The sequence below is a fragment of the Chryseobacterium sp. AC405b genome, from assembly GCF_979258685.1.
The window spans coordinates 3,012,753-3,039,009 of record NZ_OZ409877.1 but is presented as its reverse complement, the minus strand read 5'-3'; the positions used below and the strand labels follow the sequence as shown (position 1 = coordinate 3,039,009).

General features: G+C 33.8%; 23 protein-coding genes and 3 tRNA genes. 14 read left to right on the top strand and 12 right to left on the bottom strand.

What is annotated here, in order from left to right:
* Nucleotides 1–72: 72 nt before the first annotated feature.
* Nucleotides 73–2,568 carry a pectate lyase family protein gene (locus tag ACZZZA_RS14590; RefSeq protein WP_463432960.1) on the bottom strand — a complete coding sequence of 832 codons (2,496 nt, stop codon included), beginning with the start codon at nucleotides 2,566–2,568 and terminating at the stop codon, nucleotides 73–75.
* A gap of 242 nt (nucleotides 2,569–2,810) precedes the next feature.
* Between ACZZZA_RS14590 and ACZZZA_RS14585 the strand changes: the two genes are divergently transcribed.
* A complete protein-coding gene (locus tag ACZZZA_RS14585) occupies nucleotides 2,811–3,608 on the top strand; it encodes a T9SS type A sorting domain-containing protein (protein ID WP_463432958.1) in 798 nt (265 codons plus the stop codon).
* A gap of 95 nt (nucleotides 3,609–3,703) precedes the next feature.
* On the opposite strand, the gene prmC is transcribed toward ACZZZA_RS14585, so the two are convergent.
* From prmC to ACZZZA_RS14565, 4 genes are read right to left on the bottom strand one after another with little or no spacing between them, the layout of a single operon-like run.
* Nucleotides 3,704–4,555: a peptide chain release factor N(5)-glutamine methyltransferase gene (gene prmC, locus ACZZZA_RS14580; RefSeq protein WP_463432956.1), complete on the bottom strand. Its 852-nt coding sequence runs from the start codon at nucleotides 4,553–4,555 to the stop codon at nucleotides 3,704–3,706.
* Nucleotides 4,556–5,314: a peroxide stress protein YaaA gene (gene yaaA, locus ACZZZA_RS14575; RefSeq protein WP_463432954.1), complete on the bottom strand. Its 759-nt coding sequence runs from the start codon at nucleotides 5,312–5,314 to the stop codon at nucleotides 4,556–4,558.
* Nucleotides 5,311–6,018 (bottom strand): lysostaphin resistance A-like protein, encoded by a 708-nt coding sequence (locus ACZZZA_RS14570; RefSeq protein WP_463432952.1) that lies wholly within the window; start codon nucleotides 6,016–6,018, stop codon nucleotides 5,311–5,313. The genes yaaA and ACZZZA_RS14570 overlap by 4 nt, the downstream gene beginning before the upstream one ends.
* Nucleotides 6,019–6,032: 14 nt before the next feature.
* Nucleotides 6,033–6,644 carry an L-threonylcarbamoyladenylate synthase gene (locus ACZZZA_RS14565; RefSeq protein WP_463432950.1) on the bottom strand — a complete coding sequence of 204 codons (612 nt, stop codon included), beginning with the start codon at nucleotides 6,642–6,644 and terminating at the stop codon, nucleotides 6,033–6,035.
* Between the two features lie 100 nt (nucleotides 6,645–6,744).
* Between ACZZZA_RS14565 and ACZZZA_RS14560 the strand changes: the two genes are divergently transcribed.
* The 3 genes from ACZZZA_RS14560 to ACZZZA_RS14550 all read left to right on the top strand — a co-directional run bounded on the left by ACZZZA_RS14560 (nucleotide 6,745) and on the right by ACZZZA_RS14550 (nucleotide 7,043).
* Nucleotides 6,745–6,817 (top strand) — tRNA-Met (locus tag ACZZZA_RS14560).
* Between the two features lie 38 nt (nucleotides 6,818–6,855).
* Nucleotides 6,856–6,928, top strand: a tRNA-Met gene (locus tag ACZZZA_RS14555).
* 39 nt (nucleotides 6,929–6,967) lie between these two features.
* Nucleotides 6,968–7,043, top strand: a tRNA-Met gene (locus ACZZZA_RS14550).
* Nucleotides 7,044–7,130: 87 nt separating this feature from the next.
* Here the strand turns inward: ACZZZA_RS14550 and ACZZZA_RS14545 are convergent.
* Entirely contained in the window at nucleotides 7,131–7,700 is a 570-nt protein-coding gene (locus ACZZZA_RS14545; RefSeq protein ID WP_463432948.1) for a hypothetical protein, read from the bottom strand.
* Between the two features lie 320 nt (nucleotides 7,701–8,020).
* On the opposite strand from ACZZZA_RS14545, the gene ACZZZA_RS14540 reads away from it, so the two are divergent.
* The 4 genes from ACZZZA_RS14540 to ACZZZA_RS14525 are packed head-to-tail and all read left to right on the top strand — an operon-like array spanning nucleotide 8,021 to nucleotide 12,105.
* Nucleotides 8,021–8,386: a BlaI/MecI/CopY family transcriptional regulator gene (locus tag ACZZZA_RS14540; protein ID WP_463432946.1), complete on the top strand. Its 366-nt coding sequence runs from the start codon at nucleotides 8,021–8,023 to the stop codon at nucleotides 8,384–8,386.
* A 1-nt stretch (nucleotide 8,387) separates the two neighbouring features.
* Nucleotides 8,388–10,349 carry a M56 family metallopeptidase gene (locus tag ACZZZA_RS14535; protein WP_463432944.1) on the top strand — a complete coding sequence of 654 codons (1,962 nt, stop codon included), beginning with the start codon at nucleotides 8,388–8,390 and terminating at the stop codon, nucleotides 10,347–10,349.
* Nucleotides 10,350–10,382: 33 nt separating this feature from the next.
* On the top strand, nucleotides 10,383–11,207 hold the full coding sequence (locus ACZZZA_RS14530; RefSeq protein WP_463432942.1) for a GLPGLI family protein: 825 nt from the start codon (nucleotides 10,383–10,385) through the stop codon (nucleotides 11,205–11,207).
* A 1-nt stretch (nucleotide 11,208) separates the two neighbouring features.
* Nucleotides 11,209–12,105, top strand: coding sequence for a GLPGLI family protein (locus tag ACZZZA_RS14525; RefSeq protein WP_463432940.1), 897 nt, complete (start codon nucleotides 11,209–11,211; stop codon nucleotides 12,103–12,105).
* Nucleotides 12,106–12,202: 97 nt separating this feature from the next.
* On the opposite strand, the gene ACZZZA_RS14520 is transcribed toward ACZZZA_RS14525, so the two are convergent.
* The 4 genes from ACZZZA_RS14520 to ACZZZA_RS14505 form a co-directional block, all read right to left on the bottom strand.
* A complete protein-coding gene (locus tag ACZZZA_RS14520; protein ID WP_463432938.1) occupies nucleotides 12,203–14,059 on the bottom strand; it encodes a M61 family metallopeptidase in 1,857 nt (618 codons plus the stop codon).
* Nucleotides 14,060–14,197: 138 nt separating this feature from the next.
* Nucleotides 14,198–15,829 (bottom strand): M1 family metallopeptidase, encoded by a 1,632-nt coding sequence (locus ACZZZA_RS14515; protein ID WP_463432936.1) that lies wholly within the window; start codon nucleotides 15,827–15,829, stop codon nucleotides 14,198–14,200.
* A gap of 191 nt (nucleotides 15,830–16,020) precedes the next feature.
* The gene (gene tatC / locus ACZZZA_RS14510) at nucleotides 16,021–16,848 is read right to left on the bottom strand and encodes a twin-arginine translocase subunit TatC (protein WP_463432934.1); all 828 of its coding nucleotides are present in this window, start codon (nucleotides 16,846–16,848) and stop codon (nucleotides 16,021–16,023) included.
* A gap of 154 nt (nucleotides 16,849–17,002) precedes the next feature.
* Entirely contained in the window at nucleotides 17,003–17,962 is a 960-nt protein-coding gene (locus ACZZZA_RS14505; RefSeq protein WP_463432932.1) for a KpsF/GutQ family sugar-phosphate isomerase, read from the bottom strand.
* 158 nt (nucleotides 17,963–18,120) lie between these two features.
* On the opposite strand from ACZZZA_RS14505, the gene recQ reads away from it, so the two are divergent.
* The 6 genes from recQ (at nucleotide 18,121) to ACZZZA_RS14475 (ending at nucleotide 24,998) form a co-directional block, all read left to right on the top strand.
* Complete coding sequence (recQ, locus tag ACZZZA_RS14500) at nucleotides 18,121–20,325, top strand: DNA helicase RecQ (protein ID WP_463432930.1); 2,205 nt, start codon at nucleotides 18,121–18,123, stop codon at nucleotides 20,323–20,325.
* Nucleotides 20,326–20,371: 46 nt separating this feature from the next.
* The gene (locus ACZZZA_RS14495) at nucleotides 20,372–21,457 is read left to right on the top strand and encodes a glycosyltransferase (RefSeq protein WP_463432928.1); all 1,086 of its coding nucleotides are present in this window, start codon (nucleotides 20,372–20,374) and stop codon (nucleotides 21,455–21,457) included.
* 78 nt (nucleotides 21,458–21,535) lie between these two features.
* The gene (locus tag ACZZZA_RS14490; protein WP_463432926.1) at nucleotides 21,536–21,886 is read left to right on the top strand and encodes a hypothetical protein; all 351 of its coding nucleotides are present in this window, start codon (nucleotides 21,536–21,538) and stop codon (nucleotides 21,884–21,886) included.
* 61 nt (nucleotides 21,887–21,947) lie between these two features.
* Entirely contained in the window at nucleotides 21,948–22,421 is a 474-nt protein-coding gene (locus ACZZZA_RS14485) for a hypothetical protein (RefSeq protein WP_463432924.1), read from the top strand.
* Nucleotides 22,422–22,530: 109 nt separating this feature from the next.
* The gene (gene lpdA / locus ACZZZA_RS14480) at nucleotides 22,531–23,934 is read left to right on the top strand and encodes a dihydrolipoyl dehydrogenase (protein ID WP_463432922.1); all 1,404 of its coding nucleotides are present in this window, start codon (nucleotides 22,531–22,533) and stop codon (nucleotides 23,932–23,934) included.
* A 239-nt stretch (nucleotides 23,935–24,173) separates the two neighbouring features.
* On the top strand, nucleotides 24,174–24,998 hold the full coding sequence (locus ACZZZA_RS14475) for a CvfB family protein (RefSeq protein ID WP_463432920.1): 825 nt from the start codon (nucleotides 24,174–24,176) through the stop codon (nucleotides 24,996–24,998).
* A gap of 35 nt (nucleotides 24,999–25,033) precedes the next feature.
* Here the strand turns inward: ACZZZA_RS14475 and ACZZZA_RS14470 are convergent, their stop codons facing one another.
* Together ACZZZA_RS14470 and ACZZZA_RS14465 are read right to left on the bottom strand one after the other, a co-directional pair.
* Nucleotides 25,034–25,192, bottom strand: coding sequence for a T9SS type B sorting domain-containing protein (locus ACZZZA_RS14470; protein WP_463432918.1), 159 nt, complete (start codon nucleotides 25,190–25,192; stop codon nucleotides 25,034–25,036).
* Nucleotides 25,193–25,332: 140 nt separating this feature from the next.
* Nucleotides 25,333–26,067 (bottom strand): class I SAM-dependent methyltransferase, encoded by a 735-nt coding sequence (locus ACZZZA_RS14465; protein ID WP_463432916.1) that lies wholly within the window; start codon nucleotides 26,065–26,067, stop codon nucleotides 25,333–25,335.
* Between the last annotated feature and the right edge of the window lie 190 nt (nucleotides 26,068–26,257).

Below are 26,257 nucleotides of genomic sequence, written 5' to 3'. Positions count from 1 at the left end.
GTCAATAAAAATAAAAGTCCGTCTCACTGTCAGTGAAGACGGACTCTCGATTAACATGGTAAATGTTTCTGGTTACTTTTTAATAATTTTTTGATTGAAAATTCCTTCTTTGGTTTTAATTTGTAAGAAATAAACCCCGTTACTCAAGTTACTCATATCAATCTTAGTGGTGGTTTCGTTTATTTTTTTAACTACTTGTCCCGCAGAGTTAGTTACAATCACCTGCTCTGCCAAATTGTTGCCAGGCGTTGCAATAGTAAGTATTGAACTCACAGGATTCGGATAAACAGTCAGTTTTCCTTTGCTATTCTCTTGTGTTCCCAAAGTTCCCGAATTGAAAACTGTCTTAATGTAGAACAAGTTGGCAACACTTCCTTTTGTGATCGTATGTGCTCCTGCTGCAATATTCTGAATGGTAACGAGACCAGCCGACGCAGTGTAATTCACATTATCAAACTTTACGGTTCCGGTGAATGTAGGATCAAAAACCATTGTTAACGTTGAAGCCTGCAGAGTGTTATAAGCTATAGAAGTTGCTGATTCTAATTTTAGACGTTTTGTTAAAGTAAGCCCATCATAAGTAGCTGATCCGTCAGTTGAATTGATGTTGGCTGATGTAAATGTATAGAATGAACTGCTTAATGCTGATGTTGTGAAATTATGAATTTCGTTTCCTTGTGCAGTTCCTGGCGCAATCACACTGATGGCTCCTGTTCCTGAAACTGGTGTTCCCGCTGAGCCAACAGTATTTACAGTAAAACTTACATCATCTGTAGGGTTTCCTGAGACTGTCACTGTTTTGTTTGTAGTATTTTTTACAAAGCTGACTCCCGAAGCAGGTAATCCTGTTACTGATACGTCGGTTGCAGTTCCGCCCCAAGTAAATATCATAGGTGCCATTGCAGTTGCAGTTATTACTGTTTGGTCGTTGTTTGCTGGGATCGTTAATGTTTGAGAGCTAACCGGAGGTGAAGTAATTCCTTGTACAGAAACCAACTGCGAAGTATAGTTTTGTAATAGAGCCATTAGTCCTGTATTTACAGAAGATGATGTGTCATCTACTGCATTGTTGAATGTCCAGCTAATATCTCCGCCAGAAACTCTACCTGAAAACTGCATTGTTTTATCTCTTCCCTGCACCGGATTATCAATCACTAAAGAATTGATATATAAAGCTGCGTTTGTATCGAAATTATTATAGTTTGCGCCTCCCTGAACAGCTGTAATACTGCTGGTTAATACTTCATTTCTATTAGTAGCAACATAAGCATCAAACTGAGTTAGTGCTGATGAACTGTAAGGTACAAAAGCGGTTTGGCCCGTCATGAAGTTGTTATGAGCTTTGATCATTCCACCGTCTTCATTAGAAAATGTTCCCTGTGAACCTCCGGCAATATCAGTTCCTTGTTTAGAAATCAACATTGGATACTTACAGTTTCTGAAGTAGTTTCCTTCTACAAAAATTGATGATCCTAAAGTTGATCCTACACCATATTTTGAGTTTCCGTCATAATAATTGTTGTAAACATGTGCAGAAAAATAACGTACACGTGGATGTCTGGAATCTGAATGATCAAACCAGTTGTGGTGATAGGTTATATAAAGATCCGTTGTAGTTCCTTCACTTAAACCCAAAAGGCAACTCTTTCCGTTATCCCAAAAGTGATTGTAAGAAAATGTTACATAAGTAGATTTTTTTGAATCGAGAGCGCCGTCACCTTTTGCCTGATCGGCATCAGATCCCGGAGCACCATAAAAAAGATCATTATTATGAGCCCACACATAAGAATTGTCTTGTTGAAGACTGAGGTTATCACCTTCAGACGCGTCTGTCAGCATAAATCCTAAATTCCGAACTTCAATATTGGTCGCAGTTTTTATTCTGATGCCCCAACCATTTACCAATGCATCAGATCCTACACCTTCGAATGTGATAGAGCTTGCTGCAATTTTTTTGTTTTCTATGACGATATCACCATTCAGCATATAATTAGGATCGGTAACATTTCCAATCATTCTGATGTCTAATGGACGGGTGTCAAATCCTTTTTTGAAACCATCCAAGATCGTCTGTAAACCTACGCAGGGATTTGCATTGGCCCCCGTAACATTCATTGAAATAGTATTTTTTGTATCCTGAGTAATATATAAAACTACTGCATTGGCTTTTAGAGTTCCGTCAAGATTATAAGCTCCAGGTATTCTTCCATTGCTATGGGCAAACCCCGATCTGTCATGAGCAGTTACAGTAATAGGTGCAGATACAGTTGCCGGTCCGTCAACATTAGCAGTAACGGGAACCACTTTTATGGTATATACACCTGCAGTCAGGCCAAGAACGTCAGCTCTATAGTAGGTACCGTAATTTCTGATTAATTGGGTATCGATGATTTTATCGGTTAAATTTCCTCCCGTGTAATACACTTTATAGCTATCGGCACCACTTACAGGTGTCCATTTAACATAAGCTGTTTCCATCCAGCCGACTGCTTGGGTAATAGTGACGTTTTGTGCATGCATGTTTAAAAACCCCATAAACATTACAAAAAATATAATTATTTTCTTCATAGAATTTATTATTAAAATAGATTGATAATAGTTTTTAAGAATGTAATCGATTGCACGTAAATATAGCAATATTTTTAATTTAACAAAATTTGTTATCAAAAATTTATTTTTTGTTGATTTTAATTGGTGTATTAAAATTTATTTAAATTTTTTCTTGCGTATATCGAAATTAGATTTAACTTTATGCAATCGATTGCGTTAACATTAAATTTATATAATAATAACATTAAAAGTCTTTAATTATGAAAAACACATTTACTTTATTTATGCTGTTCAGTCTGTTTTTTACGAACCTATTCACCGCCCAAAGCAAAACCTGGGATTTTGGAAACAGTGCTACCTGGCCGATTTCTTCCGGTTACTCTACAGATACATTACTGGATAATTTAGCGATGATTCCGGGATCAAGTGTTACCAATCTGGGTGCGGTGGAAGCAAACAGCGCTACGTTCCTTGACGGATATACTGCAACAAAACGTTTCAAACTAAACGGCGGTAGCTGGGATACGGGGGCAACTTCTTTTGTAATGCCTACTAAAAGATACATTTATTTTGCAGTAACGGGCGCATGCACGGTAAAAGTGTGGTTCAAAAGCGGAGGCTCAGGTACAAGAACCTTATATGTTACTAATGGAACCAGCGTTATTGGTTCTTTAGGAAGTTCAAGCTCTTCAGATCCTTTGGTATTAACTGCTAACTATACTGGTGGTGCTGGAATTATTTATGTGGCAGGCGATCAGGCGATGAACATTTACAAAATTGAGGTTTCAAACAATGTAGGCACAACCACACTTGCAACCTTAGGAATACATGACGGAGTGAAAAAAGCGCAAGCAACAGTTTATACAAAAGGAAATTCTCTATTTGTATCTAACCCAACTAACACTAACACAGAAGTGAAAGTGTATACAGCAACAGGAAGTTTGGTTAAAACTGCAAAATCTAATTCAGAAATGAATTTTGATCTGGAAAGTGGTCTTTACCTCGTGCATTTAAAATCTGCGGCAGGTGAAAAATCTGTAAAAGTTGCTCTTAGATAATTTAAAATAATAAAAAAAGAGCCTTGTGAATTATTTCATAAGGCTCTTTTTAATTTAAGATTTAAATATTATAAAAATTTATTTCTTGTATTACCTTATTTTATTCCAAAAATAAAACGGTCATTTCCGCTCAGATCTTTGATTAATTCAGCTTTTGAGAAATTTGTTTGATATAATTCCAAGGTTTCCTGACCTAATTTCTGATTAATTTCTAAGAATAACAGTCCGCTTTTGTTTAAATATTTTTTTGAGTCTTCAGCAATTTTTTTGTAGAAAATTAAAGCGTCTGCAGTTGGTGAAAACAGTGCCATTTTAGGCTCAAATTCTTTTACTGAATCTGCAATTTCGTTCTCTTCATCAATTCCGATGTAAGGCGGATTTGAAATAATCACCTCATACATTTCGCTCAAATTCAAATTCAGATAATCTGCATGAATAAATTTGATGTCAAGCTGATGAAATTCTGCGTTTCTTTTGGCAACTTCCAAAGCTTTTTCCGAAAAATCTATGGATGTAATTTCTGCATTTGGAAAATTTTTTTTTAAAACCAAAGGAATCATTCCGCTACCTGTTCCAATATCCAATATCTTTAAACCCTGAACATCAAACCCTGAAGTTTGAATTTTACTGATCGCCAATTCAAGCAATTCTTCAGTCTCAGGACGCGGAATCAAAACATTTTCATTAACAAAAAAACTCATCCCATAAAATTCTGTTTCACCTAAAATGTGCTGATATGGCTTTCCTGTTTTTAACTCTAAAATAATATCTTGAAGTTGAATTTGATGATCATCTGATATTTCATTTTCGAAAAATATTCTTTGCTGAACCGGATTTAATTCTAAAATTTTCTCAATAAAAACCGAATAGAGAAAGTCACTTTCAGATTCTGTATACAATTCTGAAAGTTCTTTTTTGAAATATTTTTTTAATGCTGAAATTGTCATTTATCTCGTAAAAACCAATTTAACATCTGTTGATTTTTCTTCATCAATCCTGTAGCCTTCATAGTTGAAAGCTTTTACATCATTCAATGTTTTCACATTGTTTTCAGCACAAAATCTTACCATCAAACCTCGTGCATGCTTGGTATAAACAACAATGGTTTTTAGCTTTCCTTCCCTCAATTCATAAAATTCAAAGTCGATGACTTTGTGATTGAGTTTTTTCCGGTCAATCACTTTTCCGTACTCATTACTGGCAAGGTGGAGTAGGATTTCATTTTTTTTCATTTCAGAATTGAGGTGTTCTGTGATTTTATCGCTCCAGAAACTATACAGATTTTTGTATTCATCAAATTCAAATGGTCGTCCCATTTCGAGTCTGTAAAGCATGACCTTATCCGAAGGTCGCAGTAAACCGTATAATCCGGATATTATTCTGTAGTTTTTCTGTAAATAATCTACAGCTTTTTTATCTAAAGTTTTAGCATCCAAACCCCGGTAAACTTCTCCTGTGAAAGCAAACATTGCAGGAGCAGACTCTTTTGCAGTAGGTTTTGCCTTCCATTTTTGGTTTCGTTCCCAGTTTTCGTCTGCTAATTTTGAAGAAATTTCCATCAGATCAGAAAGATATTTTGGAGATTTAGTTTTTAAAAATGAATGTATAAATGTTGCATCATCAATGAATTTGGGGCTAGTGCTTCTCAACAGATCTGTTGAGATTTCAGTATTCATTAATTTTGCAGGAGATGTTATGATTTTCATACGTTGAATAGTGATAGATGTTTAGGATCAATGAAATTCATTGCCATAATGGATATAAAATCTATCAGAAAATGACAGATTATTAATATTTTAATGTTGGAATATTTTTTATAAAATAAAGCAAATATAATCCCAATAAAAAACGGAATAACAACCTGACCAATGGTTCCGTACGTGCTGTGAAGAATTCCGAATAATAATGCAGAAACTAAGATTCCTAAAACCGGACTGTTGTAAATTTTTTCAATTCTTGGCTGAATATAAGCTCTCATCAATAATTCTTCAGTCACCGCTGCTGTTAAGCAAGTGAAAATCATCAGCAAATAATTGTTTTTGAATAAAATTTTAAATTCCAAAAGCCTTCTGCTAATTTTTTCTTCAGTAAAAAGAATAATAATCGCATTCAGAATTGCTCCGCCAAAAACACAAATTAAATATAATGAGATTATAGATCCGATATAAAACAATAGTGGATATTTTCTGTCTTCCCAAGCGAAGAATGACCTGTTTTCGATAAAAAAATTATAGAATAATATCAAAATCAAAACCAGCCAGAGAGATAATCTGTTGTAGAAAAAAAGTTCTGCTGTTAAGATTTTTGAATTAAAATATAAATTAATTACAGGAATTGAATAAAGCATTGAGAGGACCAGCAATACAAAAGTAAGTACAATCCCGACAGCGTATCTTCCGTTCAGACTCATATCGTAAAATACTTCTAAATTTCTCCTTTCCCTTGTCTTATGATTTCCGGCTCGCCTGATGTCAAGTCAACGATTGTAGAAGCAATATTATCACCATAACCGGAATCAATGACGATATCAACCAAATGATCGTATTTTTCAGCAATCAATTCGGGGTCTGTAGAATATTCAATAATTTCATCATCATCTTTTATTGATGTCGATGCGATAGGGTGTCCCAATTTTTCAACAATCAATTGCGGAATGGGATGGTCCGGTACACGAATTCCGATTGTTTTATGATTTTTGTATGCTAAAGGTAAGCCTTTATTGGCTTCAAGTATAAATGTAAACGGACCGGGTAGATGGCTTTTCAGGAATCTGAAAACAGATGTATCAATAGGTCTTGTAAAATCCGAAAGATGGCTTAGGTCGTTACATATAATTGAAAATTTTGATTTCTCAAGTTTGAGCTTTTTGATCTGGGCGAGTTTTTCCATCGCTTTAATATCGAAAATATTGCAGCCCAATGCATATACAGTATCAGACGGATAAATGATCAGTCCGCCATTATTCAGGGTTTTAATAACCTCATTGATAAGGTTTTCCTGTGGATTATCGGGGTAAATTTTCAGTATTTTTGCCATAAAACAAAGATACAAATATTTAAATTATTTTCTGAAAGTACCGTATTTAAAAGAAAAACTTGCAATATTAAAATATATTCGTATATTTGCAATCCAATATCGCGGGATAGAGCAGTAGGTAGCTCGTCGGGCTCATAACCCGGAGGTCATCGGTTCGAGTCCGGTTCCCGCTACTAAGTTAGTGCTTTCGGTAAGCACTCTAAAAATACACCGCGGGATAGAGCAGTAGGTAGCTCGTCGGGCTCATAACCCGGAGGTCATCGGTTCGAGTCCGGTTCCCGCTACTAAGTCAAGTGCTTTCGGTAAGCACTCTAAAGATACACCGCGGGATAGAGCAGTAGGTAGCTCGTCGGGCTCATAACCCGGAGGTCATCGGTTCGAGTCCGGTTCCCGCTACCAACAGGAGAATTACGAAAGTAGTTCTCTTTTTTTGTCTAAAATTTTAAACAAAAAAATCCCGCTTCTGACAGAAACGGGATTTTTTAATTATTTTACTAAAGTGTCAAAACTTTGAAGCTTATACTCATCAGATTTTAACTGATCGAAATAAGTAGATTTGTTGTTTCCTTTCATCTTTTTTACAGCACCTACAGCTCCCATGAAATCTTTGTCGATTTTGGTTGCAATCTCTGTAGGTTTAAAATCTAATTTTACACTGTCATCAGCAACTCCTAAGTATCCATTTTTTTTAGTAACATAGGTGATGTAATTTTCATAAATGCCCAATGTATTACGGAAGTATAGCGTATGATAATTCATGCATTTTGTTGCTTTTTTAGATTTGCCCAAAACACAGCTTGCCATATTTCCTTTATAAAGATCAAATTCCTGAGATACTTTGTTGTACTCGTTTCTAAGAGCAACTTTTCCGTTATCTAAAACCGTCGTATTTCCTTGTGCGTCACTTACTTTTTTCAAGTGCTCTAATACGATAGGAACCGTAGCTTCAATTTTAGATTTTGCCTCGGTAACTGAGCCGAAAACTGATGACATCTGAGCTGATGTTAAGCCAAAAATAAACAATAATAAAACAGGTAGTAGATTATATCTTTTCATGAGAAATTTTTAAAGCACTAAAATAAATATATTTTCTCAGTTTAAGCAAGTAGATTTTAATTTTATTTAATAAATTTTAACAAGTTTTATGGATTTTACAACTTTAAAGTTAAATTATATGAGTTAATGATACATAAAACACAGATTTTTGATAATCTTACATATTTTAATGAAATTTATTGTGTTGATAATCAATTTGTTATAGGTATTTATAATTTATCACTAAAAAATTAGTTGTTGGAATGGATTTAATTTCTACATTTGTATAACTAATTTATTAGTGATATAAGGATTGCTGATAAAATAATGAATAGAAAAATATGAAGATTCAAAATCTAACAAAAGCAGAAGAACAGGTGATGCAGTATTTATGGAAAATAGAAAAAGGTTTTCTAAAAGATGTGCTTGACCTTTTTCAGGAACCGAAACCTCACACCAATACAGTTTCTACGATTTTAAAAGTTTTGAAGGATAAAGAATTTGTTGATTATACTTTATATGGAAGACAGCACGAATATTTTCCTTTGGTTTCTAAAGAGCAATATTCTGGCAAAACGATGAAAAGCCTGGTGAAAAACTACTTTAAAGGTTCTTACAAAAGCGCCGTTTCTTTTTTAGTGGAAAAAAATGAGATGACGGTAGAAGATCTGGAAATGCTATTAAACGAACTCAAAAATAAAGACTGATATGGAAGCACTGATTTTATATTTCGGAAAAGTAATCCTCTGTTCGGGTGTAATGTTTTTGTATTATCAGTTGTCTTTAAAGGACAAGACATTTCATCATTACAACAGATTTTATCTTCTGGCTGCGATGTTGATTTCAATTTTGCTGCCACTCATCAGTATAGAATATTTTACAATAGAGGTGAGCAATGATATCTATTTGCTTATTAATAAATTTCAGAATTTAAATACAGATAAAAACATACACAATGACTACACTTATTTTAGAGTTATTTTTTCAGCTTTGGGATTGGTTTCTTTCTATTTTTTAGGAAAATTAATCTACGGAATTTTTAAAATCAATCAGTTAAAAAGACAGTTTCAAAAGGAGAGTTTTGAAGGTGTTAATTTTTACCAGACCGATCTTTCAGAAGCTCCTTTCTCTTATTTCAGAAACCTTTTCTGGAAGAATTCTATCATCATCAATTCTGATATCGGAAAACAGATTTTAAAGCATGAAATGGTTCATATCGAGCAAAAACACTCATATGATAAGATTATTATTGAGATCATTACCTCTGTTTTTTGGTTTAATCCTTTTTTTCATATCATCAAAAAAGAAATCAATTTAATTCACGAATATCTGGCTGATAAAAAAGCCGTCAAACAATCGGACACAAAAGCATTTGCGCAGATGCTTCTAGCAAGCCACTTTTCCGGAAACCAGTTGCCTGCAACCAGTCCGTTTCTAAGTTCAAACCTCAAAAAACGACTCAAAATGTTACAAAAACCACAAACCAAATTCGGATATATGCGTAGAATTTTTGCATTACCGGTTTTATTTACTGTTGCTTTCGCCTATATGGTGAATGCGAAAAACAAAGAGATTGCAGAAACCAACATTGAAATTGCCAACGCAGTTTCTGAGATTAAAAAAGATACCATCAGTCCTAAAAATAATATTGATCAGATTGTAGAAAAACAGGAGGCTAAAATTTTGAAGGCTAACGAAAAGTTGAAGATTCAATCTGAAAAACTAAAAACTTTAAGTGAAAAATCAAAGGAAAAAGCTGAAGAGCTGAGAAAAATTGCTCAGGAAAAAGGTGATAAAAGCTACGAGTTTGAATTAAAAGCCAAAGAACTGAAGCAGCTTTCAGGTGAAATGGATAAAATTGTCGATAAAGATCTGGCATACCATCTTGATTTTGAAAGTCTTGAAAATTTGAGATCTAATATCCTTTCTGATCATCCTAAAATAAAATTAGAAAACCTGGAGCTGAGAAGAGTTTTTCCTGATGGGGATCAATATAAAATCAGAATGAATAATAATAATAAGGATATTGAAAAATTATTCGATTCAAAAGAGTTTAGAAATAATTCCGGAATGAGCGAAGAAAAAATAAAAGCTTTGAAGGAAAAATTTAAAAATACTGACTTGAAAGAATTAAGCAAAATCAATCAATTGTATCTCAATGGAAAAGACATGCTTGCAGATAGTAATTTTCCAAAGGTTGAAATTGAATCTTTCTTAAAAGACACTTCAAAACTTTCTAAAAAAGAAATTCGTAAGCTTGAAAAATTAGCCAAAGAAAAAGCTGAACTTACCAGAAAACAAGCAGAAATTGCAAGAAAGAAAGCGGAAATTACAAAAGAACAGATCAAAGTGCAGGGAAATCCTTGGATCATTTCAGTTGATGCTCATGCGAAACCCGATGTTAAAATTATAGGTACAAGAACTTATAGGAATAGTGATAAAAGTAATAAAAATGCTATTGCAATTGCCAAAAGTTATCAAAAAGATGCTTTTAAAAATCTTGTTAAAACCGATTTTAATGAAAATACAAAAATTTACATCAACGGTAAATCTGCTTCTAAAAATGATATGAATGATCTGAATCCGAACGAAATAGCATCAATAAATGTCAACAAATCGAATTCTGATGGGAAAGAAGCAGGGGAAATTCACATCAAAACAAAAAACTAGAAAGCATTTTTAAAAAGATCATATCTAAACAAAATGAAAATATTCATCCTGGCTTTTCTTTTATCTGCAATTTCTATTCACGCGCAGAATAAACGTTTTACCTATAACTATCAATTCATTCCCGATTCTACGAATATTTCTGATGTGAAAAACGAAATGATGAATCTGGATGTTACAGAATTTGGATCAAAATTTTACAGCTACGCCGTTTATCATTCAGATTCTGTGATGAAAGTAGATTTAGATAAGCAACTTGCTGCTACGGGTGCGATCAATATTCGATCTGATATGCAAAAAGGTCTGGTCAAATATTCGGTTACAAAAAAATATCCTAAGTATGAAGTTGATCTGCATTCCAGAATTTTAGCAGACAAATATAAAGTTGCAGAAGAAAGACCGTTTGTCTGGAAAATATCTTCTGAAAAACAGAAGATCGGTGAATGGTCAACGCAAAAAGCAGAAACCGATTTTGGTGGAAGACATTGGTTTGCATGGTTTACCACTGATATACCCATTCAGGACGGTCCGTATAAATTTCACGGACTTCCCGGCTTAATTGTAAAACTGGAGGACAAAACAAAATCTCATACTTTTACTTTACAGGGAATTAAAAATATGAATGCTATTCCTGAAGATGTTTTTGATGCTCAAGAAATATCAGTCAGTTTAAAACAATACAACAGGTTGTTGAAAGAGTATGAAAATGATCCCACAAAAGGTCTTAAGCAGATTCAAATGGGTGGTATCGTCATGAAAATGATCGACGGACAAAACAATCACATGAAAGATCAGGAAGAACGCATAAAAGCTAAAATGAAAAAAGACAACAACAAAATAGAAATTAATAATAATAAATAGCATGAAAAAAATATTTCTTTCCTTTCTCTTAATAGCAGGATTTGGAGCTTCTGCACAAAACCGTTTTTTCTACGAATATAAATTCATCCCGGATTCTACAGATAAAGCAAAAGTGATCAAAGAAATGATGCTTTTGGATATTGATAAAAATGGTTCTACTTATTACAGTCATGATAAATTTGTTTCAGATTCTACCTCAAAAGCAGATTTAGAAAAGCAGCTTAAATCAAGCTCAGGCAATATCAGTATCAACAGGACTGAGAAAAGCGGGCAAGTTTCTTATAAAGTAACCAAACAATATCCTGATTTTACAACCTATCTTTTCACTCGGGTTTCTACAGATAGTTACAAAATTTCTGAAGATCAGAAACCGGAATGGAAAATTCTTCAGGAGAAGCAAAAAATCGGAGAATACAATACTCAAAAGGCTACAACAAGTTTCGGTGGAAGAGAATGGACGGCCTGGTTTTCTACAGATCTTCCGTTTCAGGACGGACCGTATAAATTCTACGGACTTCCCGGTTTAATTGTAAAATTAGAAGATAAAACGGGTTCGCATTCTATGACTTTGGTCGGCAATAAAACAATTCAGATTTTATCTGAAAAAGAAACCGAACTTCCACAGGGAATCCAGATTTTCGGAATGGGAGGAAAAGATATTGAAGTGAACAAAAACCAATTTAAAAAGGTCTGGAAATCTTACGTGAATGATCCCACAAAAAATATGCGTGAAATGATGATGAAAAATTCAGAGTCAAACAAAGTTACTTTCAGAACAAGAACTGCAGACGGAAAGGAAATTTCAGATCCTAATCAGGTTTTCAGAGAAATGGAGAAAAAAACAAAAGAAGGATTTAAAAAGAACAACAACCAGATCGAGCCGGATTTGTATAAATAAAAATTACATCTTTCAGGGATTGGGAAATTCATTTTGATGAAATTTTCGATACATTCATAAAAAAATGCGAGGAAAAATTTTCCCCGCATTTTTAATTTTACTTTTTACCTGTTAGCCATTGGCTTTGAAGTTTCAGTTCAGCTGGTGTAGGATTGGCCTTAAATTGAAGCGTTTCAATCGTCATTTTATCTAAAATCGCTTTTCCTTTAAGATCTATCTTATCAGTTTTATCACCATTTTTTCTCAGAACCGTTACTGTAACGTTTTGTCCGTCTTTGATGGTTTTAGAATAATTGATGAATTCTTGCACGTTTTGAATGTTAATAGTTTTACCATCCAAAGCAACTACCTCATCAGTAATTTTAAATCCGATACTTTTAGCGAATGGTGACAAAGCTGAGCTTTCGTCAAACACAAAAGTATTGTTTTTATCATTATATCCTGTCTGGTTAGGATCTTTTATCATCCAGAAAATTGGCGGCGTTTCCTGCTTGTTGATCTCTACACCCGCCATGTTCAGATATTCTGCATAAGGTGTTGGCTGGCTTCCTGCAATGTATTTGTTGTAAAAATCTTTCACCTGAGGAAATCCTGTAATCGTTACAAGTTCATCGATTAATTTGTCATCTTTGAAAGGTTTGTTTTCTCCAAATCTTTGAGAGAGCTTTCTGATCATATCACGGTAACCCATTTCACCGTTTGACAATTTTCTCAGTTCAATATCAAGACACATCGTCAAAAGAGTTCCTTTTTCATAAACGTTTCTGTACTGATCTTTGTACTCATCCAGGAGAATATTTTTACTCATTACTGTGAATGGCATCGTGTCATTGTAGCTTTTTGAGTTTTTGATTTTGTCACTCATTCGCTGCAGAAACTGATCTTTAGTGATCAGACCTTCCTGAATCTGGAATAAATTGGCAAAATATTCCGTTCCGCCTTCATACATCCAAAGATGCTGAGACATTTTAGGATTAGCATAATCGAAATAATGTATTTCTTCAGAATGCGTCTTTAAAGGATTTACTGTATGGAAAAATTCATGAGAAACTACATCTACAATCGCTTCATCAATCGCTTCTTTAGGCATCATCTCATGAAGCACAACGCTCGTAGATTCATGGTGTTCCAAAGCACCGAAACCTTTGATCTGAGGACCTTCAGTTCCACCAAGATAAAGCATGATGGCGTATTTTTTATTGGTATTCATATCGCCCAGGAATTTCTTCTGAGCAACGACCATTTTTTCTAAATTTTCTTTAAAATCTGCAGCTTTGTATTTTCCTGTCGGAGAATAAACACCTAAAACCAAGTCCATTCCGCCAGCGTTGAAAGTGATATAATCAGGTTTTGAATACATAAGCGGAGAATCTGTCAGTTTAGCATAGTTGGCTAAAGTGAACGTATCTGTTGCTTCAGATTTATCCTGATCTACCAAAGCTGTTGTTCCGTAGAAATCGTTTGGTTTTTGAATAATCAACTGATAAGGAACATCCTGCATATTATCGATGTATCCTACGAACCCGTGAGTATTGATTAAGTACAGTTTGCCTTGCTCAATATCTGTTCCTGAAGGTGAAAATACTGCTTTATGTTTCCCTGTTTCATTTTCTTCATCGAAACTGTCATTCACCAAATACGAGACTTTAGTTAAAGCCTGCGCATTTTTTAGAGAATAAGTATTGTCACCGACTTTTGTGAAGGCCAATTCTTTTCCTTTGTTGTCTAAAAACTTGATTCCTTCAATGAATCTTCCGTAATCATCCACAGAATATGTTCCCGGAACGGTTTTCGGAAAGTGAAATTTCACATCTCCCGATTTCATTTTCGGGAATTCCAGGGTTACGGCTACTTTATCGTCTTTTACATTCACCAGGTCGATATTAGTTTTAATCGACTGTGCATTTACAAAAGCTGCGGCAAGAATTCCTAAGCTAAGTGCTGTTTTTTTCATTAGGTTTATTTTATAGATAAGTAGTTGATGGAAAATTGGTTTTGTTACAGGTTCATTAAAAATTAATTGAAAATTGATATGCAATTAATTTTGAAATTAAAAAGACAAAACTTCTGGATAGTTTTGTCTTAATTATGATTATTGAACCTTTTTATATCGAATGTAATAGTTTTTATTAAACTCAACAGGAGTTCCGTTTTTTAAAGTGATTTTCTGCCAAGATTCTGTCGGAGAAATCGTCTCGTTATTAAATTTAACAGGAAGATTTAGGTTTTTAACTACGTTTGCAAAACGGTATTTAAGCTCTGTTCCATTCTGCGAATATTCTAAAACCGGAACGTTTGTGGTTCTAAGATATTGATTAAAAACTGTTGAAAAATCAATTCCTGATTTCTCAGAAATGTATTTCTCAATCTGTTCGGTAGTAACGGTTTGATGGTAAAAATCTTTATTTAAGCCTCTTAAAATCTGTCTGAATTTCACATCATCATTAATAACTTGGCGCATTGTGTGAATCATGCTTGCACCTTTCGGATACATATCGCCACTGCCTTCATTTCTCACGCCATATTTTCCAATAATTGGAATATCATTTTCAATATTATTCTGAATTCCCTGAGCATAAATATCTGCAGATTTTTTATCTATGTAATTTTCGGTAAAAAGCACTTCAGAATACATCGTAAAACTCTCATGAATCCACATATCCGCTTGGTCTTTTGCTGTGATATTGTTGGCAAACCATTCGTGACCACTTTCGTGAATGATAATGTAATCCCAGTTTAATCCAACTCCGGTTCCTGAGAGATCATTTCCCAAATATCCGTTCACGTATTGATTTCCGTAGGCAATATTACTCTGATGTTCCATTCCTAAATAAGGAGAATCAACCAGTTTATAAGAATCTTCGTAAAAAGGATACGGTCCGAACCAGTATTCAAAGGCTTTAAGCATTGGTTTTACTTGCTGGAATTGTTTTTTTGCTTTATTTAAATTATAATCAAGCACCCAATAATCAAGCACCAGTTTTCCTTTTTCTCCATTATAAGAATCTTTAAAATTTATATATTTCCCGATATTTGGGATGATAGAATATGCATTAATAGGGTTTTTTACTTCCCATGTGAAAATATTTTTTCCGTTTTCAGTCTTTTTATCAATTAACTTTCCGTTCCCGATACCTACTAAATCTGATGGAGTAATAATCTTCATCACAATTCCGCTTTCCGGTTCATCACTCCAGATATCTTTTGTGGGAAGCCAAACAGATGCGCCAATCCCTTCATCTGCAACGCTCATCCAGGGATTTCCTTTTTCGTCTTTCGTGAAAACCCAACCGCCGTCCCAAGGTGCATTTTTTGCAATCACCGGATTTCCGGAATATGAAATGTCGATGGTATATTTTTCTCCTTTTTTAAATGTTTTATTAGCGGTTACAAATATAAAGTCGCCGTCTCTTTTAAAATTATTTTTTGTGGGAAAACTGCATTCAATTTTATCAGCTTTCATAGGATTTTGAAGGTCAATCTGAAAAACAGGGTTTGTAATGTCTTTCAGAATTTCAAAACTGATTTTATTATTTCCCTGAATGCTTTTTTGTTCGAAATTGGGTTCAACAGACAATTCATATTTTTTTACATCCCAAAAATTTCGGAATTCGGTATTAGAACCTTTTAAGGTATCTTGTCTGGTGAACGATTTATTTTTTTCAAAAAATTGTCCGAAAGCTAATCCGGATATCAACAATATCGAACATGAAATTCTTTTCATAATATACTATGTGAAATTTGATGTTACCAAAAATATAAAATTAATATGAATTGTATGAAAAAGTGTGCGAAAAATGTAATTTAAAATAGATTTTAGGGTATTTTTTTTACAATTTAAAGAAAAAAGAGGCGGGAAAATCGAAGATTTTCCCGCCTCTTTTTTGGTTATTTTATTTTGCTCTTAACCTTAATTTATTTCTGTACAACCGGCAATTTAGCTTCTCTTTTCTGTACTTTTTTAAATGTATAACCGCACATCAAAATACTTACTTCGTAAAGGAACAACAAAGGTAAAGCTGCCATCATCATACTTAAAACATCTGCTGGAGTAATAATTGCTGCAATCACCATAATCAAAACAATGGCGTGTCTGCGGTATTTTTTCATGAAAGCAGGATTCAGAATTCCGATTGTTGTAAGAAAATAAATAAGCACCGGAAATAAAAATACAACTCCCATTCCCAAAACTACCTGTAAAAATAAAGTAGTATAATCACTTAAATCGTATAGCGGTATAATGATGTCAGAAATTTTGAAAATAACTCCAAAATTAACGGCGAACGGCAATATCAAAAAGTAACCGCACAAAACTCCCATTATAAACAGAATCCATACTGAATTGATGATGAATATAGAATTTTTTCTTTCGTTAGGATGCAGAGCCGGACCGATGAAACGCCATAACTCCCAAACAATGTAAGGAAAACCAATCACCAAACCGCCAAAAATAGAAACCGCCATCATCACATTAAATTGCTGATACAATCTCTGCACACGCACAGGAAATTCTGCTGGCAAAGTTATGCTGTCTTCACCCAAAATCATTCTCGAAAAGTGATTAACCGCTTTAAAAGTGGGGAAATCATTTCTTGTAGGTCCGAAGAAAACGTGATCCATGATCCAGTTGATATTGAATCCAACTACAAAAGCAGCAATAATGATAGCAATAATTGAACGGATAAGATGACCTCTCAGTTCACCAATATGCCCAAAAAAGGACATTTCTTTACCTTCACTCACAGATTTTTTTTTAATGGTTTCAAATGTAAGAAAAAAAGCGGGGAGTTGGAAGCTGAAAAGCGAAGTTTAGCATCAAACTTAAAGTTAATTAAATTAATAATCTAAATTAAAAATTGCTACAAAAACATTTCACTTCTCTCAATTTCAGAATCTCTTAGTTGATTCCCTCATCTAATAATTTATGAATATCAATAATACCGAAATACTGACCGTGTTCAGTGACGATCAATTGCCCGATATTATTGTCTTTCAAAATTTTCATGGCTTCTTTTGCCAAAGAATCTTTTTCGATAGTTTTAGGATTTCCGGACATGATATCTTTAGCCAGAACTTTAGAAATGTCGTCACCGTTCAATAACATTCTTCGCAAATCGCCGTCCGTAATCACGCCAAGAATTTTTTCTTCGTTGGTGACAACCGTAATTCCATGGCTTGATGCGCTGATAGAAATGATGACATCTCTTATTGAAGATTCTTCAGCAACCTGTGGTTTTTGGGACGAAACAAACTGCTCAACTCTCGCCGTTAAATTTTTCCCTAAACTTCCACCGGGATGAAATTTTGCAAAATCATTTTCTCTAAAATCATTTAATTCCATTAAACAAATCGCTAAAGCATCACCCAATGCCATTTGTAAAGTGGTAGAACTTGTTGGAGCCAATTTATTCGGACAAGCCTCCAAGTCTACATGAGTATCCAGAATCACATCAGAATATTCTGCCAGTTTGCTTTTCCTGTTTCCGGTCATTCCTATTAAAGCGGAAGAGTAATCTTTAAGATAGGCAACCAGATTAATGATTTCAGGAGAATTTCCTGAATTGGAAATACACAATACAACATCTTGTTTCTGAATAACTCCCAAATCACCATGAATTGCTTCTGAAGCGTGTAAAAATTGAGAAGGGGTTCCTGTAGAATTTAACGTAGCAACGATTTTATTCCCGACATGAGCAGATTTTCCGATTCCTACGACAATTAATTTTCCTTTTGCAGAATTGATGATTTTTACTGCCTTTACAAAGTCATCATCGATTCTGTTTTTTAGTTTTTCTAATTCAGCAATTTCTATGGCTAGCGTACTCTTAGCGATTGAAATAATATTTGATAACTCCATTTTTCCGGTATAATTTATATCTTAAATATTCCAAAGTGAAACTGCATTATTTAAGAATCTTTAATGCGGGTTTTATTTTTTATAAAACGGTTTACTTTTATTTTCAGTAAAATTGTTATAACTTTGGGTAGGATGCAAATTTAGCAATACAAAATTAGATGAGCGCAAAAAAAGCCAATTTATCAGGCGAGTTAAAGAAATACTTCGGGTTTTCTACTTTTAAAGGTCAGCAGGAGCTTATTATACAAGAGCTGTTAGAAGGGAAAGACATATTTGTCTTGATGCCTACCGGAGGCGGAAAATCTTTGTGTTACCAACTTCCCGCCCTTATTTCAGAAGGAACTGCTATTGTGGTTTCCCCATTGATTGCTTTAATGAAAAATCAGGTAGATGCCGTCAACGGTCTTTCATCTGAAAACGGGGTAGCCCATGTTCTTAATTCATCTCTAAACAAAACTCAAACCAAACAGGTATTTGACGATATAAAAAGCGGAAAAACAAAACTTCTCTATGTAGCTCCGGAATCTCTGATAAAGGAAGATTATCTTGAATTTTTCAGAGAGGTAAAAATTTCATTTGTTGCGATTGACGAGGCGCATTGTATTTCCGAATGGGGTCATGATTTCAGACCTGAATACAGAAACTTAAAATCAATTATCGACAAGATTGCAGATGTTCCTGTTATTGCTCTTACAGCAACGGCAACGCCGAAAGTTCAGGATGATATTCAGAAAACTCTTGGGATGACGGATGCTTTGGTTTTTAAAGAAAGTTTTAACAGAGCCAATTTGTATTATGAAGTCCGTCCAAAAGTGAATGTAGATAAAGAAATTGTAAAGTTTATCAACAAGCACAAAGGAAAATCGGGTATCGTTTATTGTCTCAGCAGAAGAAAAGTGGAGGAGTTCTCCCAGCTTTTACAGGTAAATGGCGTTAACGCACTTCCTTATCACGCTGGTTTAGATCAGAAAGTGAGAGTAACCAATCAGGATAAATTTCTGATGGAAGAAGCAGATGTTATTGTTGCTACCATCGCATTTGGGATGGGAATTGATAAGCCGGACGTTCGTTTTGTCATTCACTACGATTTTCCCAAATCTCTGGAAAGTTATTACCAGGAGACCGGTCGTGCAGGTCGTGATGGAGGAGAAGGTCACTGTCTGGCATTTTATGACCCGAAAGATATTGAAAAATTAGAAAAATTCTTAGCTCAGAAGCCTGTATCAGAAAGAGAAATAGGATTACAGTTATTAAATGAAGTCGTGGGTTATGCCGAAACTTCTATGAGCCGCAGACAATATATTTTATATTATTTTGGTGAAATTTTTGACCCTGTCACGGGTGAAGGAGCCAATATGTGCGACAATGCATCGAACCCGCCGAAGCTGAAAGATGCAACAAAAGATCTGGAAAAAGTGCTTGAGCTTATTAATGAAACAAAAGAAAAATTCAAATCTAAAGATCTTATTTCCGTCATTGCAGGAAAAGAAAATGCAGTTACAAAATCTTACAAACTTGAGCAGACTTCATTTTTCGGTTTTGGAAAACATGAGAAAGACAATTACTGGAAAACGATCCTAAGACAGGCAACGGTACAAAATTTTTTACTGAAAGATATTGAGACGTACGGTGTTTTAAAAATTTCTCCAAAAGGTCATGAGATGATCAACGGTAAATTTAAAGAGTCTTTTTTAATTGCCGAAGACCGAGAATTTGATTTATCACAAACCAAAGCAGACAGTGATCAGGTTCAGATGCAGGCAAGCGGATGTCTAGATCAGAATTTGTTTGGTGAGCTTAAAGAATTAAGAAAAAAAGTAGCCAAAAAATACGGAATTCCCCCATATACGGTTTTTATGGATCCGAGTTTGGAGGATATGACCGTCCAATATCCGATCACCGTTGAAGAAATTGCAAAAATCTATGGAGTCGGAGAAGGAAAGGCTAAAAAATACGGAAAAGAATTCGCAGATTTTATTTCAAAATATGTTGATGACAATCATATAGAACGTACTCAGGATATGGTGCTGAAAAATGTGGCGAATAAATCCAGCCATAAGGTTTTCATTATTCAAAGCACCGACAAAAAAATTGATCTTGAAGATATTGCAAGAGCCAAAAACCTTTCAATGAACGATTTGTTAAAAGAAATGGAACGTATCGTTTACCAAGGTACCAAGCTGAATATCGATTATTATATTGAAGAAAATTTTGATGAAGATATGGTTGATGAGTTCATGGAATTTATGACCGAATCTGAAAGTGACAGCATGAAAGTTCTGCTTGATGAGTTTGGAGACGAACTTTCAGACGAAGAAGTGAGAATGCTGAGAATTAAGTTCATCAGTGATGTTGCCAATTAAAAAATAATTATTAGTGCTGAAGGAATAGATTAGCATTTTTTTACTCATGAAAAAGAAAATTTCTGTCATGTTTATTCTGCCGGATTTAGAAACCGGAGGTGCAGAAAGAATCATTACCACCATTGCAAATCATCTTTCCCGTGATCGGTTTGAGCCTAAGATTTTGCTTTTGCGCAAACAAGGCGGTTATCTCAATGTATTGAAAGATGATGTAGAAATTATAGACATTAATACTGAAAGAATAAGACATTCTCTGAAGCCTATTTTAAAAGAAATTTACAGAAGAAAACCGGATATCGTATTTTCCGGATTTGGAGAAGTTAATGCCTATTTATCAATGTTTATTAAGCTTTTTCCGAAGGTTAAATTCATTGCAAGAGAAACGAATGTAGTTTCACAGCACGTTACAAAAAAAGAAATTAAATTTTTCTATAATTTTTATAATAATTACCAGCAGATTATTGCACAAAGCGATGATATGATGAATGATCTGGTTACAAATTTTAAAATTGACCGGTCAAAAATTATTAAAATCAATAATCCTGTTGATTTTGAATTTATTGATGAAAAATTACTTTTTGCCCGAAAACCTGACTGCTTTAAATACAACTACAAAAACGTGGTTGCCATTGGTAATTTATCTGCAAGAAAAGGATTTGATAATTTACTGAAAGTTTTTTCCAGACTAAAAAACGAGAAAATTATCCTTCATATTTTAGGAGACGGCAGAGACAAAGAAATTCTTCATCAGATGAAAGATTTTTTAGGCTTGAAAAATGTAGTTTTTCATGGAAGACAAGACAATCCTTATCAGTTTTTAAAATATGCAGATTTGTTTATACTTTCTTCAAGATACGAAGGATTTCCAAACGTTTTACTTGAAGCCGGAGCGTGCGGAACGTATTCTTTAGCCAATAATTGTCCGGGAGGAATCAATGAAATCATTCAGAATGACATCAACGGAGAAATAGGAAATATTGAAAATCATGAAGATTTTGCTCAGAAAATCAAAACACTTTTATTACAGAATTATGATGAAGAATGGATTATCAATTCTATTAAATCAAGATTTTCAAAAGAGATTATTTTAGACAGATATGAAAAGATTTTGTTGGATTTGATGAAGAGATAATCATTTTTCTTTCATTAAAAAATAGCTTATATTTCCTTACATTTGAGCCTTAAATTCTTTTAAAATCAATTTTCATTCATGAAAAAAATCCCAAAGTTAGGATGTGGCTGCGAACAACCTTCCCAAAGTTCCTCAGACTTTAGAACTTCAAAAATAGGAACCGACAAAACCAATGGCAGAAATGCAGAAGTAAGCATAATTCAATGCAGACTTTGTCAGAGAATCTGGTTGAAATATTCTGTTGAATCTGAAGATTCTCAAAACTTAAACAGGTGGTTTAAAGGAATTATTGTAAAAAAAGAAGTTGCAGGAATGAAATCTGAAAACGCAGCAGATTATCTTGAAAATCTTGAATGGTATATTTGCGGAGGAGAATTTTTCGGAAACAAAGAAGTCTTTGGGCAAGGCAAATTTAATTTAGAATTATAATATTTATTTTCCTTCAGTTTATAAAAAAAAAAAGTTTTCAGTTAAAAAATCAATTTTAAATATGGATGAATTTAAGAATGTAGAAATTGCATTGAAGAATTTATATAAATCTTTTACGGATCTTAGAGAATTAGATGTTTTGATTAATAAAAAGGATTTTACCTGTCAAATAGGAGAATGGTTAATTGCAAACTTATATAACGGACAACGTTCAACAAATGGAATTGAAAAGGATTGGGATATTAAAATTGGTGAGAAAAAAATACAAGTTAAAAGCCATTCAAAAGCTTCGACAAATTCTGCAAGTTGGTCTGCAGTAAAGAATAATGTTGATGCAAATGTAGACGAATTAATAATTGTTGTATTTTATGAAGATTATAAGTTAAAAAGATTTTATAAGTTGCCTTGGACCATAGCATTAACTAAAAATAGAAAAAGTGGACAAAGGAATGTAATTAATTGGAAAGATATTGAAGATTATAGAGTTCCACTTGAAAATTTACCAAAACAACACTTAGTAAAATTATTTTTATAGCTTCAAATTCATATTTAAACTTGACAAAACTCACTTTGTCGCTTAGCAATTAATCAGTAAATTTGTAAGAATTAATTAATCAGAATAATAAATAAATCATAATAATAAAATGAGTCAATTCGATGTTACCGTAATAGGTTCTGGTCCTGGAGGTTATGTAGCTGCAATTCGCGCTGCACAACTGGGTTTCAAAACAGCAATTATTGAAAAATATTCAACTTTAGGCGGAACTTGTCTTAACGTGGGATGTATTCCATCAAAAGCGCTTCTTGACAGTTCTGAGCATTTCGAAAACGCAAAACACAATTTTGAAAACCACGGAATTATCATTAATGAGCCAAAAGCGGATATCGCAAGAATGATTGCGAGAAAAAATGAAGTGGTAGATCAGACAACAAAGGGAATCAACTTTTTGATGGACAAAAACAAGATCACTGTTTTTGAAGGTCTTGGAAGTTTTGAATCTGCTACTCAGGTTAAAGTAACTAAAAACGACGGTTCTACGGAAACGATCGATTCTAAATATACAATCATTGCAACAGGTTCTAAACCTTCATCTCTGCCTTTTATCACTTTAGATAAAGAAAGAGTGATCACTTCTACAGAAGCTTTGAATTTAAAAGAAATTCCTAAGCATTTAGTGGTAATCGGTGGTGGAGTGATTGGTCTGGAATTGGGCTCAGTTTATCTAAGATTAGGAGCTCAGGTTACTGTGGTTGAATTTATGGATAAAATCATTCCTACCATGGATGGAGCTTTAAGCAAAGAATTGACTAAGGTTCTTAAAAAGCAAGGGATGAAGTTCATGCTTTCTACAGCAGTTTCAGCAGTTGAAAGAAATGGAGACACTGTAAAAATTACTGCAAAAGACAAAAAAGGAGAAGAAGTTACGGTAGAAGGTGATTACTGTTTGGTTTCTGTAGGAAGAAGACCTTTTACTGACGGACTTGGATTGGAAAAAGCAGGTGTAGAGCTTGACGAAAGAGGACGAGTGAAAACAAATGACCACTTACAAACTAATGTTGCAAATATTTATGCAATCGGTGATGTAATCAAAGGTGCAATGTTGGCTCATAAAGCTGAAGAAGAAGGCGTTTTCGTTGCCGAAACTTTAGCCGGACAAAAACCTCACATCATTTATAACTTAATTCCTGGAGTAGTTTATACATGGCCTGAAGTTGCAGGAGTGGGTAAAACTGAAGAGCAGTTAAAAGAAGAAGGTGTAGCTTACAAAATCGGAACTTTCCCAATGAGAGCATTAGGAAGAAGCCGTGCAAGTGGTGACATCGACGGTCTTGTGAAAATTATCGCTGATGAAAAAACTGATGAGGTTCTAGGTTTCCACATGATTGGTGCAAGAGCAGCAGATCTAATTGCTGAAGGTGTGATTGCTATGGAATTCCGTGCAAGTGCAGAAGACATCGCAAGAAGTTCACATGCTCACCCAACTTATGCAGAAGCCATAAAAGAAGCTGCTTTGGATGCTACAGGAAAGAGAGCATTGCATATGTAAGATCATCAACTTAATATAAATAGAAGAGAGGCTTTTGTCTCTCTTTTTTTGTAAAAAAATCAGATTATCGATGAAATGGTTATTTTAAAAATTCCTAAAAAGCTTTCAGAATCCAGATATTATTACAGAAAGGAAAAGCTAATCTCATCTTCTGGTAACTTATTATAAAACTCCAACCCTCCAAATCCTGAAACTCTCCAACTAATTTCCGTACCTTTGCCCATTAAATTTATCATTACATGCAACTCGGAAAAACCCAGACTTTAAAAATTTCAGAAAAAAATAGTTCAGGTTGGATGCTTGAATCAGAAACCGGCGAAACCGCTTTTTTGTCTAAAGTTTTCGTTCATGAAGAAAAAGAACTGGGTGACGAAATAGAAGTTTTTGTTTATCAGGATGACCACAAACTGAAAGCGACTACAGAAACTCCTTTGGCAGAAGTAGGTGAATTTGCTGTGATGAGCTGTGTGCAAAGTCTTCCAAGCGGAGCGTTTATGGATTGGGGAATTATTAAAGATCTTTTTATTCCGTACAAACAGCAGAAATCAAAAATCCTTGAAGGCAAAAGATATTTGGTTAATCTTTATGTAGATGAAGATTTGGGATTGATTACAGGAACTACGAAATTTAAAAGAAACCCACAATACGAAGATTTACCGCTTAAAAAAGGTGATAAAGTAGAATTGATCATGATGAATGAAAGTGAATTGGGGTGGAATGTGGTGATCAACAAAAAGTACATTGGGCTGATTTATGTTTCAGATGTTTACAAAAAATTATATCCTCTTTCTGAAGAGGAAGGATTTATTAAAGCCATCCGGGAAGACGGGAAAATAGATGTTTCACTTCAGCCGGAAGGTTTTGAAAATATTGATGAGTTCAGACAAAAAATTCTTAACAAGCTTGAAGAAAATTTTGGCTTACTTCATTTATCAGACAAATCTTCACCTGAAGAAATCAAAGATGAACTCCAGATGAGTAAAAAGAATTTCAAAAAAGCACTCGGTGGTTTGTACAAAGATAAAATTATTGATATTTTGGATAATAAGATAAGATTGGTGTAAAATAAAAAAGAGCAGAAATTTCTGCTCTTTTATTTTTAGTTCCTGTTTTTGATCAATAGCCAACCATTATAAACCCTTCCATCTGAAACTTTTATCGTATACCAATAATTTCCTGTGGCGAGTGGAGCAGAGTTGTATTTTCCGTCCCATTCAAATGATTTCTTAATTAAAATTTTCAGAGTAAAATAGATCATGAATATCTAAGTCCCTGTATAAATCCCTTGTAGCTTTTTCAAAACTTGACCTGTTTTCCATCCAAAATCACTTGCTCTGTTTTATCTTCTTTTCCCTGAGTAATTAAAAAGGTAATCTCCCAAACTTTTTTGTTATCTGTTTATTCTTTTACAATTAACATATTTGCAAACGGTGTAATTTTTTCATTTTTAACAATTTTTAAACCTGCTTCTGAGATTGCTTTTTCCCATTTCTTTTGGCTTAAAAAATGAAATGCTCCAATATTGAAAAAAATAAAATTGGTAATATCTCTAAATTGTTCTGAAACCATTATTAAACCGCCCTTTTTCACAATTCTTTTTGCTTCTTTAAAAAATAAAACTCTTTCTTTATGGTCTAAAATTTCATGAAGAGCTGTAATTGCAAGGATTACATCTTGAGATTTATCTTCAAAGGGTAATTCGCTGGGAATTATCTTAATTTCTTTTGGATTTGGTGGAAATACTTTCTTAGATGTTATAATTCCTCTGTCTTGTTCGTGTCTGTTCTCAAAAATATCACAAACACTTAAATTCAAATTTGGATATTCATCTTCTAATTGTCTAGACAATGGGTCAAAACTTGCATGAATTAAAACTACATTCTCGATTTTTTCAAAATCTAAAATCCCTCTTAAATTATTTAACGTATACAAATCCGACTTATCGTAAAGAATGTACGAAGCTAAAATTGATGCCATTATATTTATTAATATTAATGCACTTAAAGTCTTCAGCAAAAGACTAAAAGTTGTAGAGTTTATTTGAGTTGAAACCACAAAAACAATTATAGAAACAAAAATCCCAAGCAATATTTTTTGATAATTGAAAAGGATAACAAGTTTAGTTATTTTCATATGTTAGAATTTTTATTTTTAATGAAAATTTTCTCGGCAATTTTCTTATTTAACCAAAAAAGAGGCAGCAATAATATTAACATAATTGACATTGGAAAAAGAAATAAACGACATATCCAAAAATTAATGCCAATCTGTTATCTATAAAAGTATATCCAATAATAATTATATTTATGATTATAAAAGAGAC